Source organism: Streptomyces sp. NPDC040718, from assembly GCF_055593565.1.
The window spans coordinates 1-13,351 of sequence record NZ_JBVIXO010000017.1 but is presented as its reverse complement, the minus strand read 5'-3'; the positions used below and the strand labels follow the sequence as shown (position 1 = coordinate 13,351).

Sequence of the window (13,351 nt, the reverse complement as noted above, 5' to 3'; positions counted from 1 at the left end):
GATGCGAAACCGACCCTTCCACCGCAGACGCGGCGGCCGCGGCGCGGCCCTGCTCGCCGCCGCGACCGGACTCGCCGTGCTCACCGGCTGCGGAGCGGCCGACATGACCCGGCAGGCATCCCCGTACGCCGCCGCGCAGGGCGCGAAGACCGTCACCCTCTCCGTGCAGTCCTGGGTCGGCGCCCAGGCCAACACGGCCGTGGCCGGCTACCTCCTGGAACACGAGCTGGGCTACCGCGTGGACACCGTGCAGGTCGACGAGGTCCCCGCCTGGGACGCCCTCAGCCAGGGGCGGGTGGACGCGATCCTGGAGGACTGGGGCCACCCCGAGCAGGAGAAGCGGTACGTCGAGGGCAAGGGGACGATCACCCGGGGCGGCGACCTGGGGGTGACCGGCCACATCGGCTGGTTCGTCCCCACGTACTTCGCCGAGGCCCACCCGGACGTCACCGACTGGAAGAACCTCGACAAGTACGCCGACCAGCTGCGCACCCCCGAGAGCCGCGGCAAGGGCCAGCTGATGGACGGCTCCCCGTCCTACGTCACGAACGACAAGGCGCTGGTGAAGAACCTCGGCCTCGACTTCGAGGTCGTCTTCGCCGGCTCCGAGGCGGCCCAGATCACCCAGATCAAGCAGTTCGCGAAGGAGGGAAAGCCCTTCCTGACGTACTGGTACAAGCCGCAGTGGCTCTTCGAGCGGGTGCCCATGACCGAGGTGAAGCTCCCCGAGTACACCGAGGGCTGCGCCGACGTCCCGGAGAAGGTGGCCTGCGCCTACCCGCACACGCCTCTGCAGAAATACCTGAACACGCGCTTCGCCGAGTCGGGGGGCGGGGCGGCCGACTTCCTGAAGAAGTTCCGCTGGACGACGGCGGAGCAGAACGAGGTGGCCCTGATGATCGCCGAGGAGAAGCTCTCACCGCAGCAGGCGGCGAAGAGGTGGGTCGAACGCAACGAGCACGTCTGGCGGCCGTGGCTGGCCTGACTCCCGCGGGCCGGAAGGGACACGGGGCCCGTCGCCGTTCGGGGCGGGCGTCGGCCAGCGGCGGGGCGGCGCGTGGTGCTCACCGTCCGCCGGGTCCGTGGCCGAAGTCCACCGAGGCGGCGGCGCGGTCCCGTTGGCGGCGGTCGAGCAGGACCACGGAGCTGATGCCCGTGCCCGGCGGCAGGCCGTCGTGCGCGAGGCGCGCCAGCAGTTCCGCGAGTCCGCGCCGGTGGATCCAGAAGACCCGTGGTGAGGCCAGGCGTCGTCGGGCGCGCTGGCCGGACAGGGCTTCCCGGGGGCCGACGTCGAGCACGACCATGTGCAGGGGGCGCCGGCCGCGGTGGGCCGTGTGCGCGAGCCACCGGCGCATCCACGCCCTGCTGCCGCAGTCGTGTATGAGCACGGGGTGGCCCTGGCGCATTTCGGAACGTATCCACCGCATGTGGCTCAGTCGCGCCCATGGCCGGTACACCGCGTAGGGAAGCCAGCCGGGCATCCGCGCCTCGTAGGCGGTGCGGGTGGCACGGGGATCGACGACCGCGGCGGCGGAGGACCACGAGCGCAGCAGGGTGCTCTTGCCGCTGCCCGGGAGTCCGGCCACGACGACGGCCGCGTTGGGCGGATAGGACAGCCTGATGTCCTGGTCGGAGCGGCCTCGGAGGTCGACGACCCCCTGAGGGGGTATCCGGCGGCGCGGGCGCGGGCTGCCGCCCGGCTGCCGGACGGCCGTCCGGGGGCCCGGCGCCCGTTCCGTCGGGTCTTCGGCGCTGAGGGGGGTGCTCACGGGTGATGGGCCGTTCGGACGGGGTCTGGGAAGGACCCGAGGCTACCGGAGCCGGCGGGTGGGCACCGCCCGGCCCGGGCGGCGGTGGAGCAACGCGGCGGACCGCCGCCGGGTTCCGGTCCGGTCGGGGATACTGGCGCGATGCCGCAGACGCCGCCCGCCGCCGCCCCGGAGCCGATATCGGCCGACCCGCCGCACGCGGCCGAGCGCCCCCTCCTCACTCAGTCGTGGCTGGACCTGGCCTTCCTGCACTGGGCCGCCGACCCGTCCGACGTGGCCCCGCTGTTGCCGGCCGGCACCGTGCCGGACACCCTCGACGGGGTCACGTACGTCGGCCTGGTGGCGTTCCGGATGCACGGGGTCGGCTGGTTCCGCCTCCCCGGCGTTCCCTACCTCGGCTCCTTCCCGGAGACCAACGTCCGTCTCTACTCCGTCGACTCACACGGCCGCCGGGGCGTGGTGTTCCGCTCGCTCGACGCCTCCCGGCTGGTCCCCGTGGCCGTCGGACGGGCGGCGTTCCGCCTCCCGTACGTCTGGTCGCGCATGACGGTCCGCCACGGCGGCGGCACCGTCACGTACACCAGCCGCCGGCGCCTGCCCGGGCCGCGGGGAGCGCACAGCCGGATCACGGTGCGGATCGGCGAACGGGTCGCCGACCCGACCGCGCTGGAGCACTTCCTGACCGCCCGCTGGGGCATGCACACCGCGTTCCTCGGCCGGTCGCTGTACCTCCCGAACAGCCACCCGCGCTGGCCGCTGCACCGCGCCGAGCTCCTCCACTGCGAGGAGAGCCTGGTGGCCGCCGCGGGCCTGCCCGCCCCGGCGGGACCGCCTGCCAGCGTGCTCTACTCCCCGGGCGTCCCGGTGCGGTTCGGCCCGCCACCGCGCCGCCAGGACGCGCTCCCGTGGGACGTCTCCGATGGAACCGTCTCATCTAGGGTGCCCTCATGGATCACGACACTGCTGCCGGCGGGCCGGGGACGGCGGCCGACCCGCGGTTCGCGGCCGCCCGCCTGAAGGAACGCATCTACGCGACGATCACGATCGTCTCGGTGGTGATCGGGCTGCGGGCCTCCGAGCACGTGGACGCGGCGGGTGCGGCCGCGACGCTGGTCACCACCGCGGTGGGGTTGTGGCTGGCGGCGGTCGTGGCCGACCAGCAGGCGCACCGGGTGGTGCACGGGCGGCTCGCCACCGGTCGGGAGCTGCGCGGCATCCTGTCCGTCAGCAGCCCGCTCCTGCTGTCCGCCGTCGGCCCGCTGGTGCTGGTCGCCGCCGCCGCGCTGGGCGTGATGAGGGTCGACACGGCGCTGCTCGCGGCGGCGGCCGTCAGCGTCACCGGCCTGTTCGCCTGGGGCTGCTACGGCGGTGTCCGCATGGGCGGCGGCGCCCTCGCCGCCATCCTGGCCGGGGCCCTGGACGCCGCGATCGGTGTGGCCGTGGCCCTGGTGAAGGCATCCGCCGGGCACTGAACACCGGCGTGTCGCCGGAGCGGTCGCGCGTCGTTTCCGTCGCCGTTCGGGTTCCGGCAGAGTGGGCGCGGAATTGCCCCGTCCGGGGCGCACGAGGAGAAGATCACCTGCCATGAGCACCAGGTCCACGCCCTTCGACGAACTCGACCGGCAGATCGTCGCGACCCTGATGGACAACGCCCGGGCGAGTTTCGCGGAGATCGGGGCGGCGGTCGGCCTGTCGGCCACCGCCGTCAAGCGGCGGGTGGACCGGCTGCGCAAGGCCGACGTGATCACCGGGTTCAGGGCCACGGTCCGGCCGGCGGCGCTGGGCTGGCGCACCGAGGCGTACATCGAGGTGTACTGCGACAGCGCCGCACCGCCGCGGCGCCTCGCGGAGGTGGCCCGCAAGTACCCGGAGATCGCGGCGGCGATGACGGTGACCGGCGCGGCCGACGCGCTGCTGCACATCAGGGCGACCGACGTGGAGCACTTCGAGGAGGTGCTGGAGCGGATCCGCAGCGAGCCGTTCATCCGCAAGACGATCAGCTACATGGTGCTGTCGCACCTGCTGCCGGAGAGCCCGGAGGCGGGGGCCAGTGCGTCCGCACCGCCCGAGGCCGCCGCACGGGCGGCCGACGGCGCAGCAAACCTGCTCTGAGGGCCGGGAACGCGCAGGATTCCTGCGCGGGCGCGCAGCGCTTCGTTCTTGTCGCGCTGACCTGCCGCTTTCTACGGTTGGGCCACCCCCCAGTCGTCACCGCAGGAAGCGGAGGAACCTCTGTGCCCGTAGGACACAGGCCGGTCGGCCGTAGTCCGCGCCCCAGGCGCTATGTGATGTGTGAGCCTCGCTATTTCGATGTGCGCTACGCCATCAACCCGTGGATGGACGTCCGCACGCCGGTCGACCCGGTGCTGGCCGGCGAGCAGTGGCGGGCCCTGGTCGAGGCCTACCGCGCCCACGGCCACACGGTCGAGACGGTCGCCCCCGTCGACGGCCTGCCCGACATGGTGTTCGCGGCGAACGCGGCCCTCGTGTCGGGCGGCCGGGTCTTCGGGTCGTCCTTCCACGCCGCCGAGCGCCGGCCGGAGTCCGCCGAGTACGAGGCGTGGTTCAAGGCGGCCGGGTACGAGGTCCACCGCTCCCGGTCGGTCTGCGAGGGCGAGGGGGACCTCGTGCCCGCGGGCCGGTTCGTGCTGGCCGGCACCGGCTTCCGCACCCAGCGGGCCGCGCACCGCGAGGTGCAGGAGTTCCTCGGCCGGCCGGTGATCGGCCTCGAACTGGTCGACCCCCGCTTCTACCACCTGGACACCGCGCTGTTCTTCCTCGGTGAGGAGGGCGGCGAAGACGGCGGGACCGGCGGGGGCGACATCGCGTACTACCCCGAGGCGTTCTCTCCCGGCAGCCGCGAGGTGCTCCGGTGGCTCTATCCCCGCGCGGTGATCGCCACCGAGGAGGACGCCCTCGCCTTCGGCCTCAACTCCGTGTCGGACGGCCGCAACGTCTTCGTCGCTCCACAGGCCCACGGCCTCGTAGGCCGGCTCGCCGACCGTGGATACCTTCCCGTCCCCATCGACCTGTCGGAGTTCCGCAAGGCCGGTGGCGGAATCAAGTGCTGCACCCTGGAGATCCGCTCATGACCGGCCCCGCCACCACCACCGTCCCCGCGCCCCCCCGGGCGTCCGCTTCCGAGACGCGCTCGTCGGCACAGCTGATCCGCGCCGAGGCCCCGGTGCTCGCGCACAACTACCACCCGCTGCCCGTGGTCGTGGCGCGCGCGGAGGGCAGCTGGGTGGAGGACGTCGAGGGCCGCCGCTACCTCGACATGCTGGCCGGCTACTCGGCCCTGAACTTCGGGCACCGCCACCCCGCCCTCGTCGACGCCGCGCACCGCCAGCTCGACCGGGTCACGCTCACCTCGCGCGCCTTCCACAGCGACCGGCTTGCCGGCTTCGCCGAGCGCCTCGCGGAGCTGACCGGCCTCGACATGGTGCTGCCGATGAACACGGGTGCCGAGGCCGTGGAGAGCGCCGTCAAGGTGGCCCGCAAGTGGGCGTACGAGGTCAAGGGCGTCGCGGCGGACCGGGCGACGATCGTCGTGGCCGACGGCAACTTCCACGGCCGGACGACGACGATCGTGAGCTTCTCGACGGACGGGACGGCCCGCTCCGGTTTCGGCCCCTTCACCCCCGGCTTCCGCGTCGTGCCCTACAACGACCTGGCCGCGCTGGAAGCGGCCGTCGACGAGACGACGGCCGCCGTGCTGATCGAGCCGATCCAGGGCGAGGCCGGCGTCCTCATCCCCGACGACGGCTACCTCACCGGGGTCCGGGAACTGACCCGGCGCGCGGGGTGCCTGTTCATCGCCGACGAGATCCAGTCGGGCCTGGGGCGCACGGGCCGGACCCTGGCCGTCGACCACGAATCGGTCGTGCCGGACGTCCTGCTCCTGGGCAAGGCCCTGGGCGGCGGCATCGTCCCGGTCTCCGCCGTCGTCGCCCGCCGCGAGGTGCTCGGCGTACTGGGGCCCGGGGAGCACGGGTCGACGTTCGGCGGCAACCCCCTGTCGGCGGCGGTCGGTTCGGCGGTCCTGGAGCTGCTGGCCACCGGTGAGTACCAGCGGCGCGCCGCCGAGCTGGGGGCCGTGCTCGACCGCGGTCTGGCCGAGATCGCGGGCGCGGGCGGCGCCGTCACGGCCTACCGGGCCCGGGGACTGTGGGCGGGCGTGGACATCGATCCGGCGCTCGGCACGGGACGGCAGATCAGCGAAAGGCTGCTCGCCGAAGGCGTGCTGGTCAAGGACACCCACGGCTCCACGATCCGGCTGGCCCCGCCGCTGACCATCACGGAAGGGGAACTCGGCACCGCGCTCGGCGCCCTGCGGAAGGTCCTCGGCTAGCGCCACCGCGCGACATGGGTGGGCCGCCACGGCGGCACGCCCCGCATGGCCGCGCCCGGGCCGGGACCTGTGGCGGGACGGCGTCGTTCCCGGCGGCGCCGAGCACCCCGGCGAGCAGCTCCACCAAGTGGCCGCGCGCACGGACGCGCTGCTGGACCGTATTCGTCCGCTGTTGGGCGAGGGCGAGGGCGACGTCGCCGTCGTCGCGCACGGCCATCCGGCCCGGGCGCTCACCGTGCGCCGGCTCGGACTCGACGCGTCCGCGAGCCGGCTGCTCGGGCACCCGCACATCGAGGACGGACAGCCGGTCGGCTCCGCCTGGAACGTCCCGTAGCGCGAGCCCGCGGGCCGCTACCGGTAATCTTCCCCTCGCCGGTCACCGGGGCGCGACGAGCCGGCCGTCCGATCCCGCTCGTTCCCCCGAAGGAAGCAACGCACATGTTCAAGGTCAACGAATACTTCGACGGCTCGGTCACGTCGATCGCCTTCACCCAGGAGCAGGGCCCGGCGACCATCGGTGTCATGGCCCCCGGCGAGTACGAGTTCGGCACGGCCGCCCCGGAGGTCATGCACGTCGTCAGCGGCGCCCTGACCGTGAAGCTCCCCAACACCGCCGAGTGGCAGACGTTCTCCTCCGGCAGCCACTTCAAGGTCCCGGGCGACAGCAGGTTCCAGCTCGAGGTCACGGTCGAAACCGCCTACCTCTGCGAATACCGCTAGTCGCCGGCCAGGGGCGGACGCCGGCCGGTCCGCCCCTCCGGGTCGGGCCGGCCCGGACGGGAACGGCGCCGCCTGCGGCGGGGGCCGGGCTTCACTCGGTCGCGTGAATGTCTTCGCGTACGCCCGTAGCGGCCCCTCGGAGCCGCGGTTCGGGGTGCCGTGTCCGGCCTAGACTCCCCGCTCATGTCGCTATGGCTGCTCAACCATTTTCAGCACCTTCACCCTGGCCTCCGTCTCCGTCGGCGGAACCGTTCTCCTTGCTGTGGCGGGCAGCGTGCTCCTGCGCCGCAGACACCCCTCGCTGGCCCGCGGAGAGCACAACGACATGGTCGGCGTGACCCTGGGGATGTTCGGCGCCATCTACGGGATCATCCTGGCGTTCGTGATCGTCACCCTGTGGACGCAGCTGGAGGACACCCAGAACATCGTGGCCTCCGAGGCCACCAACGCGGCGCTCATCAGCCGTGACGCCGCCGCGTTCCCGGAGCCGGTCAGGACTCGGCTCGATGCGGCCATGAGCGGCTACGTCCACGCCGTCGTGGAGGACCAGTGGCCCCTGATGCGCGCGGGAAGCCCCGGTTTCGGGGCCACGGAAGCACATTTGCAGGCCGCGTTCCGAGTGCTCCAGACGTACGACCCGCAAGGCCAGGCGGAGCAGGTCTTCTACGAGCAGGCCGTCGGCCATCTCGACGACATCGCCTCCGAGCGCCGCGCCCGCCTCACCATGGCGCGCCGGGAACTGCCCCCGCTGCTCCAGGCCTTGGCCTTCGGCGGGGCGCTGGTCCTGATCCCGCTCACCTTCCTCTACGGTCTGCGCAAGCTGCTGGTGCAGGTCCTGTTCGTCGCCTCGGTCGCCGGGCTCGTCGGCTTCAGCCTGCTGCTGGTCTTCGTCCTGGACCGGCCGTTCTCCGGCGACCTCAGCGTCAGCCCCGCCCCGTACCGGGAAGGCGCCCTCGCCCACTACTGGACCCGCTGAGCCTGTGCTCCGCTCCTGCCTTCGGCGGCGACGGCCGCGGCGGAGAGCAGGGTGGCTCCGGCGAGGGTGCCCCACAGGGCGGTCGGGCCGTGGGGGGCGAGGGCGGTGATGGCGGCCGGGGAGACGGCGAGGCCGAAGCCGGTGGAGAGTTCGAAGCGGGCGAGGGTGCGTCCCAGGGCGCCGGCCGGGGCGAGGGCCGTCACGAGGGCGGTGGCGCTGCCGGCGTAGACGATTTCGCCGAGGGTGCAGACGACGGAGACGGCGGCGACGGCGGGGGCGGCCCATCCGCCCCCTTCCCCGCTGCCCGCTCCCAGGGACGTCACCGCGAGGAAGCCCGCGTACGACGCCGCCAGGACGGCGCCGGCGACGGTCAGCGCGGTGCGCCGGGCGTAGCGGGACATCATGACGGTGACCGGGACCTGGAGCGTGACCACCAGCACCGTGTTGGCCACGAAGATCGCCGCCGACCACACCGGTGAGGCGTGCAGCTGCGTGAGCAGGACCAGCGGGAGCGCGATCTCGGGGACGTTGAGGCAGAAGACGTACACCACGTTGGCGGCCAGAAGGGCGCGCATGCGGGACGGGGGTTCGCTCCGCTCCTCCGGTGCGACGGACCGGGTCGCCTCGCGTTCCGCGCGCACGCGGACCGACCACGCCAGGCCGGCGGCCACCAGGTACGCCACTCCCGTGCCGGCCGCCAGCGCCCGCAGGGCCGAGGTCCCGCCCGCCAGGCAGGCCATGGCGAGGAGCGCCCCCACGCCCAGCCCGGCGTTGCGCAGGGCGCGTCCGGCCGCGAGGGCGGTGTCGCGTTCCCTCCCGCGGGCGATGGTCGCGACGAGGGCCGCGTGGGCGGCCGGCCAGGCCTGGTTGCCGATGCCGAGGAGGAGGGCGGCGGCCGCGAACGGCCAGACGTGACCGGCCGGGGTCGCCACCAGCACGGCCACGCCCAGCACGCGTACCAGCATCGACGCGGCGACGACGGTGCTGCGGGCGCCGCGGTCCAGCCACCTCCCGACGGCGGGCGTGGACAGCAGGCCGATGACGATGCCGGCCGTCATGGCGAGGCCGGTGGCCGACGCGGACAGGCCGAGCACCGTCACTCCGTAGAGGAGGAGGAAGGGTCTCAGCAGGCCGGTGCCGAGGGCGTCGACGGCCAGGGCCACGGCGTACCGGGGGCCGCCGGAGGCGCGCAGCAGGGCGCGGGGCCGGACCTTGGGACCGGCGGGCGGGGTGGGGGTGGGTGCCGGTGTGGGGGCGCTGGTGGTGGCGGTCATGGCGTGAACGGTGGGTCCTCCGGCCCGGCCGGGCACGTCGGTTGACGGTAATCGTCAACAGTTGTCGACGCCGTCCGCCGGGGCGGTGATGATGTGCGGATGACGTTGAGGATCGACATCGGCGGCATGCCGTCCGAGGGGCTGCGGTTCGCCGCCTCCCCGTTGGCCGAGCTGACCGCGATGCTGCACGTGCTCGCCGAACCGGAGCACCATCCGGAGTTCGCCGCGTGGGCCGCCGATGTGTGGGCCGGGCTGCGGCCGGGGCTGGCCGAGCGGTTGCGGGAGGCGGAGTTCCTGTGGCACACGTCCCAGGCCGACTTCATGCTGCCGGCCCGGCCCCGGGCGACCCTCGGGGAGGAGCTGGACGACGTCGACCGGATCGACGACGAGCGGTACGTGTCCGCCGCGCTGGCCACCACGTGCGGCAACCGGATCCACTTCACCTCCCCGTCGCCCCTCACCGATGCCGCCGCACGCGACCTGGCCCTCGACCTGGCCCAGGCCCGGGGTGCACGCCAGGAGGCCTTCGCTGCGCGGCTGCTCGCGGACCCGGCGGCGGTACGGGCGCGCGTCCGCGGAACCCTGGAGGCCTGTGCCGAGGCCTTCTTCGACGCGGCGTGGGCCGACGCGGCCGTCCGGCTCGCCACGGACCTGCGTCTGAAGAACGACCTGCTGAAGCGCCAGGGCCTCGGGGCGGCCCTCGCCGCGGTCTCCGGTGCGGTGACGCTGGCTCCGGACGGCGACGGCATCCTCGTGGACAAGCTGCTGGACAAGGTGACGACCGCCCACGGCACCGGCGTGACCTTCATCCCGAGCGTCTTCGGCCGGCCGCACCTGGCGATGGTCCACGCGCCCGGTTGGCAGCCGGTGGTCCAGTACCCGGTGGACGGGCCCGGCCCGTCGGAGCCGGTCTCCCTGGAGACGGTCACGCTGCGTCTGGAGGCCCTCGCCCATCCGGCTCGGCTGCGTCTGCTCCGCACCCTGGCCCGCGGCCCGCACACCAACGGAGAACTGGCCCACGCCTGGGAGCTGACGCCCCCGGAGGTGTCCCGCCACGTGGCCCTGCTGCGGCGGGCGGGGCTCCTCACGGCCCGGCGGGAGGGGCGGTACGTACGCTACAGCCTCAACCTGTCGGACCTGACGGCGCTGGGGAGCGACCTGCTGGCGGCCGTACTGCGGTGAGGGCGGGCCGGGCGGCCTCACGGGCCCCGCCGGGCCCGTCGGCCGGGGGACGGTCAGCGGGTGCGGGGGCCGCTCGTCACCGGAGCAACCGGGGGTGGAGGTGGGTACACCCCGACCGGGGCGCCAGGTGCAGTGGCCGGGGCCCTCTGGACCGGCATCGTCGTCTGCGTGGTGATCCGGGCGACGGGAGGGACGGGCATGGCTGTGGTGGGCGGAGCGGAAGCGGCGGGGCGTGGCGGGGTGTGGGGTCCGGCGGGGGTGTTCACGGCGGTCGCCTTCGTGGCGGCCGGGGCGCTGGGGGCGGTGCAGCCGGTCAGCGGGGTGCCCGCCGAGGTGGTGCAGCTGACCCAGTTCGGGCCGGCCCTGGGGGTGGGTGCGGTCGCGCTGTACCGGTGGCGGGAGACCCGCGAGCTGCTGCGCGGGGGCAGGGGGCGCGGGGCCCGCGGGGCGGTGGCCCTCCTCGGTTCGGCCGTTGTGATCGTCGCGCTCACCGTCCTCGGGTACGGGGCGGCGGCGGGGGATCCGGATTTCACGGCGCCGGGCGCCCTGCACCACCCCTTCCTGCTGATCGCGGTGGCGCAGTTGGCGGGAGCGTGCGGGGAGGAGGTCGGCTGGCGCTGCTTCCTCCAGCCGCTGCTGCGGGCCCGGCTGGGCGTACCGGCCGCTTCGGTGCTGGTGGGGGTGGTGTGGGGGGTGTGGCACGTACCGGTCTTCGCGCAGGCCCCGGCGTACGCGGCGGGCTTCCTCCTCGCCACCGTGGCCATGTCGGTGGTGCTGGGCATCGCCCTCGACGGCACGGGCGGCGCGTACCGGCTGCTGCTCGCGGGCGGCTTCCACACCCTCGTCAACCTCGGGCTGCTGCTCTTCATGGACGAGGAGTCCGGGACCGTGCTGCCGATGGTCTGCTTCGGCCTGGCCTGTCTGCCGGTGGCCCTGGCACGGGAGGGACGGCGACGGCGGCGGGCGGGGCGGCGCGCCCCCGTGGCGGACGGGGCACCCGCGCCCACTACCCTGCACGGAACATGAGTTCGACAACCCTTGGATTCCGTGCGGCTCTCTCCCGGCAGTCGGCCGCCGTCGGCCGCTGCCACCTCAACGGTCTGCTGGCCGTGTGGGCCGTCGTCGCCGGGTCGGGCGTCGTGGGCGCGCTGCTGTTGCTGCCTGTGGGCCTCGGCCACCGGCTGCTGCCCCCGGCCGCCGGCGCGCTGCGCCGGTGCGCCGGCCGCGCGCGGCAGCGGGCCGCCCGGTGGTCCGGGGTGGGGATCGACCGGCCGGATCCCCTGCCGCGCACGGCGGGGGCGCGCGCGGTCCTCGCCGACGCGGGGTTCTCGCGGGACCTGGCCTGGGCCTGGTTGGAGCCCCTGGTCGGCGGTCTGCTGCTCGCCGTGCCTCCGTCCCTCGTCGTGTACGGGCTGTTCGGGGCGCTCGTCCAGCCCTTCGTGTGGCGGCTGCTGTCCGACGGCAACTGGTACGCCTTCGTGCCCGTGCACAGCACCGGCCTGATGTTCGCGGCGGCGGCGCTGGGCCTCGTCTTCACGGCAGGGGGCCTCCTCCTCGCACCGTCCGTCCTGCGGTTGCACGCCCACTGGGGCCGGTGGCTCCTCGCCCCGCCGGATGGTGTCGAACTCCGGCGCCGCATCGAGCGGTTGACGGAGACCCGGGCCGAGGCCCTGGACAGCCGGGCCGTGGAACTCCAGCGCATCGAGCGGGACCTGCACGACGGTGCCCAGGCCCGGCTCGTCGCCCTCGGGATGCGCCTCGACAGCGCGACCCGCCTACTCCAGGACGACGCCCCGGCCGCCCGGGCCGCTCTGCGGGAGGCGCGCGAGCTCTCCGCCCGCGCCCTCCAGGACCTGCGCGACCTGGTCCGGGGCATCCAGCCACCGGTCCTGACCGACCGGGGCCTAGGCGACGCGGTGCGCTCCCTGGCCCTGGACAGCTTCCTCGACGTGACCGTCGAGGTCCGGCTGTCCGGGCGGCTGCCGGCCGCGGTGGAGTCCGCCGCCTACTTCGCGGTCAACGAGCTGCTCGCCAACGCGGCGAAGCACTCGGGCGCCGAACGCGTCGAGGTCCACCTCGTCCACGACGGGGCGGCGGCCGACGGTCCGCGGCTGCGCATCACCGTCACCGACGACGGCCACGGCGGGGCGGACCCCGCCGGGGGGACCGGACTGCTCGGCGTACGGCGGCGGTTGGCTACCTTCGACGGGAGCCTCGCCCTGCACAGCCCGCGGGGCGGCCCGACCACTGCCACCCTGGAGATCCCGTGCGCGTCGTCCTTGCCGAAGACCTCTTCCTCCTGAGAGACGGCCTGGTCCGTACGCTCACCGAGCACGGCTTCGACGTCGTCGCCGCGGTCGACAACGGGCCCTCCCTGCTGCGCGCCCTGCTGGAGCACCAGCCGGACGTCGCGGTCGTCGACGTCCGCCTCCCTCCCTCCTTCACCGATGAGGGCCTGCAGGCCGCACTCGAAGCACGCCGCCATCACCCGGGCCTGCCGGTCCTCGTGCTGTCTCAGTACGTCGACCAGCTCTACGCCAACGAGCTCCTGGCGAGCGACGACGGCGGCGTGGGCTACCTGCTCAAGGACCGGGTCACCGACACCGGCCAGTTCGTCGACGCCGTACGCCGTGTCGCAGGCGGCGGTACCGTCCTGGATCCGCAGGTGATCGGCCGGCTGTTGTCGCGCGGCGACGCCCGGGGGACGATGTCCGCCCTCACGGCGCGGGAGCGCGACGTACTGGAGCTGATGGCGGAGGGTCGCTCCAACGCCGCCATAGCCGCCGCCCTCCACTTCAGCGAGAGCGCCGTCGCCAAGCACACGGCGAGCATCTTCGCCAAGCTCGGCATCGCGCCGTCCACCGAGGACAACCGCCGGGTCCTGGCCGTCCTCGCGTACCTGCGGCGCTGACTGTCCGGGGTTCGTGGTGTACATGCGGGAACGCCCGGCCGAGGGTCTCGGCCGGGCGTTCCCGTCATGTTCTGCTGGTGGTTTAGTACCAGTGGTTGGCCTGCCAGAAGTTCCAGGCCTCGACCGGGCTGCCGTAGCGCTCGTTCATGTAGTCCAGGCCCCACTTGA

Annotated in this window: 16 protein-coding genes; 13 read left to right on the top strand and 3 right to left on the bottom strand. The window is 74.0% G+C overall.

Features of this window, described 5'->3' with window-relative positions; all coding sequences use genetic code 11:
- The first annotated feature begins 1 nt into the window (after position 1).
- Positions 2 to 985, top strand: a complete 984-nt coding sequence (locus ACZ597_RS30530; protein ID WP_471336912.1) for an ABC transporter substrate-binding protein — start codon at positions 2 to 4, stop codon at positions 983 to 985.
- A 79-nt stretch (positions 986 to 1,064) separates the two neighbouring features.
- Here the strand turns inward: ACZ597_RS30530 and ACZ597_RS30525 are convergent, their stop codons facing one another.
- Positions 1,065 to 1,769, bottom strand: coding sequence for an AAA family ATPase (locus ACZ597_RS30525; protein WP_471336909.1), 705 nt, complete (start codon positions 1,767 to 1,769; stop codon positions 1,065 to 1,067).
- 141 nt (positions 1,770 to 1,910) lie between these two features.
- Here ACZ597_RS30525 and ACZ597_RS30520 point away from each other — a divergent pair, with 141 nt between their 5' ends.
- From ACZ597_RS30520 to ACZ597_RS30485, 8 genes are all read left to right on the top strand, one after another.
- Entirely contained in the window at positions 1,911 to 2,786 is an 876-nt protein-coding gene (locus ACZ597_RS30520) for a YqjF family protein (RefSeq protein ID WP_471336905.1), read from the top strand.
- The gene (locus ACZ597_RS30515) at positions 2,717 to 3,241 is read left to right on the top strand and encodes a hypothetical protein (protein ID WP_471336903.1); all 525 of its coding nucleotides are present in this window, start codon (positions 2,717 to 2,719) and stop codon (positions 3,239 to 3,241) included. The genes ACZ597_RS30520 and ACZ597_RS30515 overlap by 70 nt, the downstream gene beginning before the upstream one ends.
- A 112-nt stretch (positions 3,242 to 3,353) precedes the next feature.
- Entirely contained in the window at positions 3,354 to 3,881 is a 528-nt protein-coding gene (locus tag ACZ597_RS30510) for an Lrp/AsnC family transcriptional regulator (protein WP_471336900.1), read from the top strand.
- Positions 3,882 to 4,057: 176 nt separating this feature from the next.
- Entirely contained in the window at positions 4,058 to 4,861 is an 804-nt protein-coding gene (gene ddaH / locus ACZ597_RS30505) for a dimethylargininase (protein ID WP_471336897.1), read from the top strand.
- Complete coding sequence (gene rocD / locus ACZ597_RS30500; RefSeq protein ID WP_471336894.1) at positions 4,858 to 6,120, top strand: ornithine--oxo-acid transaminase; 1,263 nt, start codon at positions 4,858 to 4,860, stop codon at positions 6,118 to 6,120. Before ddaH ends, rocD begins: the two co-directional genes overlap by 4 nt.
- Before the next feature lie 67 nt (positions 6,121 to 6,187).
- Positions 6,188 to 6,454 carry a histidine phosphatase family protein gene (locus ACZ597_RS30495; protein WP_471337250.1) on the top strand — a complete coding sequence of 89 codons (267 nt, stop codon included), beginning with the start codon at positions 6,188 to 6,190 and terminating at the stop codon, positions 6,452 to 6,454.
- Positions 6,455 to 6,558: 104 nt separating this feature from the next.
- A complete protein-coding gene (ppnP, locus tag ACZ597_RS30490) occupies positions 6,559 to 6,840 on the top strand; it encodes a pyrimidine/purine nucleoside phosphorylase (RefSeq protein WP_471336891.1) in 282 nt (93 codons plus the stop codon).
- 262 nt (positions 6,841 to 7,102) lie between these two features.
- Entirely contained in the window at positions 7,103 to 7,816 is a 714-nt protein-coding gene (locus ACZ597_RS30485) for a bestrophin-like domain (protein ID WP_471336889.1), read from the top strand.
- On the opposite strand, the gene ACZ597_RS30480 is transcribed toward ACZ597_RS30485, so the two are convergent.
- The gene (locus tag ACZ597_RS30480; protein ID WP_471336886.1) at positions 7,801 to 9,090 is read right to left on the bottom strand and encodes an MFS transporter; all 1,290 of its coding nucleotides are present in this window, start codon (positions 9,088 to 9,090) and stop codon (positions 7,801 to 7,803) included. The genes ACZ597_RS30485 and ACZ597_RS30480 overlap by 16 nt on opposite strands.
- A gap of 99 nt (positions 9,091 to 9,189) precedes the next feature.
- Between ACZ597_RS30480 and ACZ597_RS30475 the strand changes: the two genes are divergently transcribed.
- From ACZ597_RS30475 to ACZ597_RS30460, 4 genes are all read left to right on the top strand, one after another.
- Entirely contained in the window at positions 9,190 to 10,272 is a 1,083-nt protein-coding gene (locus tag ACZ597_RS30475) for a DUF5937 family protein (protein WP_471336883.1), read from the top strand.
- A 198-nt stretch (positions 10,273 to 10,470) separates the two neighbouring features.
- A complete protein-coding gene (locus ACZ597_RS30470) occupies positions 10,471 to 11,298 on the top strand; it encodes a CPBP family glutamic-type intramembrane protease (protein ID WP_471336880.1) in 828 nt (275 codons plus the stop codon).
- On the top strand, positions 11,295 to 12,575 hold the full coding sequence (locus ACZ597_RS30465) for a sensor histidine kinase (RefSeq protein WP_471336878.1): 1,281 nt from the start codon (positions 11,295 to 11,297) through the stop codon (positions 12,573 to 12,575). Before ACZ597_RS30470 ends, ACZ597_RS30465 begins: the two co-directional genes overlap by 4 nt.
- On the top strand, positions 12,539 to 13,183 hold the full coding sequence (locus ACZ597_RS30460) for a response regulator transcription factor (protein ID WP_471336875.1): 645 nt from the start codon (positions 12,539 to 12,541) through the stop codon (positions 13,181 to 13,183). The genes ACZ597_RS30465 and ACZ597_RS30460 overlap by 37 nt, the downstream gene beginning before the upstream one ends.
- An 82-nt stretch (positions 13,184 to 13,265) precedes the next feature.
- Here ACZ597_RS30460 and ACZ597_RS30455 read toward each other — a convergent pair.
- Positions 13,266 to 13,351 (bottom strand): aggregation-promoting factor C-terminal-like domain-containing protein (locus ACZ597_RS30455; RefSeq protein ID WP_470980786.1); only part of this gene is annotated, 86 nt, incomplete at its 5' end.

Bases quoted from the DNA above. Each gene is read 5' to 3' on its own strand.
- ACZ597_RS30515 (WP_471336903.1), top strand. From the start codon at position 2,717: ATGGATCACGACACTGCTGCCGGCGGGCCGGGGACGGCGGCCGACCCG.
- ACZ597_RS30470 (WP_471336880.1), top strand. From the start codon at position 10,471: ATGGCTGTGGTGGGCGGAGCGGAAGCGGCGGGGCGTGGCGGGGTGTGG.
- ACZ597_RS30520 (WP_471336905.1), top strand. From the start codon at position 1,911: ATGCCGCAGACGCCGCCCGCCGCCGCCCCGGAGCCGATATCGGCCGAC.
- ddaH (WP_471336897.1), top strand. From the start codon at position 4,058: ATGTGTGAGCCTCGCTATTTCGATGTGCGCTACGCCATCAACCCGTGG.
- ACZ597_RS30510 (WP_471336900.1), top strand. From the start codon at position 3,354: ATGAGCACCAGGTCCACGCCCTTCGACGAACTCGACCGGCAGATCGTC.
- ACZ597_RS30480 (WP_471336886.1), bottom strand. From the start codon at position 9,090: ATGACCGCCACCACCAGCGCCCCCACACCGGCACCCACCCCCACCCCG.
- ppnP (WP_471336891.1), top strand. From the start codon at position 6,559: ATGTTCAAGGTCAACGAATACTTCGACGGCTCGGTCACGTCGATCGCC.
- ACZ597_RS30475 (WP_471336883.1), top strand. From the start codon at position 9,190: ATGACGTTGAGGATCGACATCGGCGGCATGCCGTCCGAGGGGCTGCGG.
- ACZ597_RS30530 (WP_471336912.1), top strand. From the start codon at position 2: ATGCGAAACCGACCCTTCCACCGCAGACGCGGCGGCCGCGGCGCGGCC.
- rocD (WP_471336894.1), top strand. From the start codon at position 4,858: ATGACCGGCCCCGCCACCACCACCGTCCCCGCGCCCCCCCGGGCGTCC.
- ACZ597_RS30465 (WP_471336878.1), top strand. From the start codon at position 11,295: ATGAGTTCGACAACCCTTGGATTCCGTGCGGCTCTCTCCCGGCAGTCG.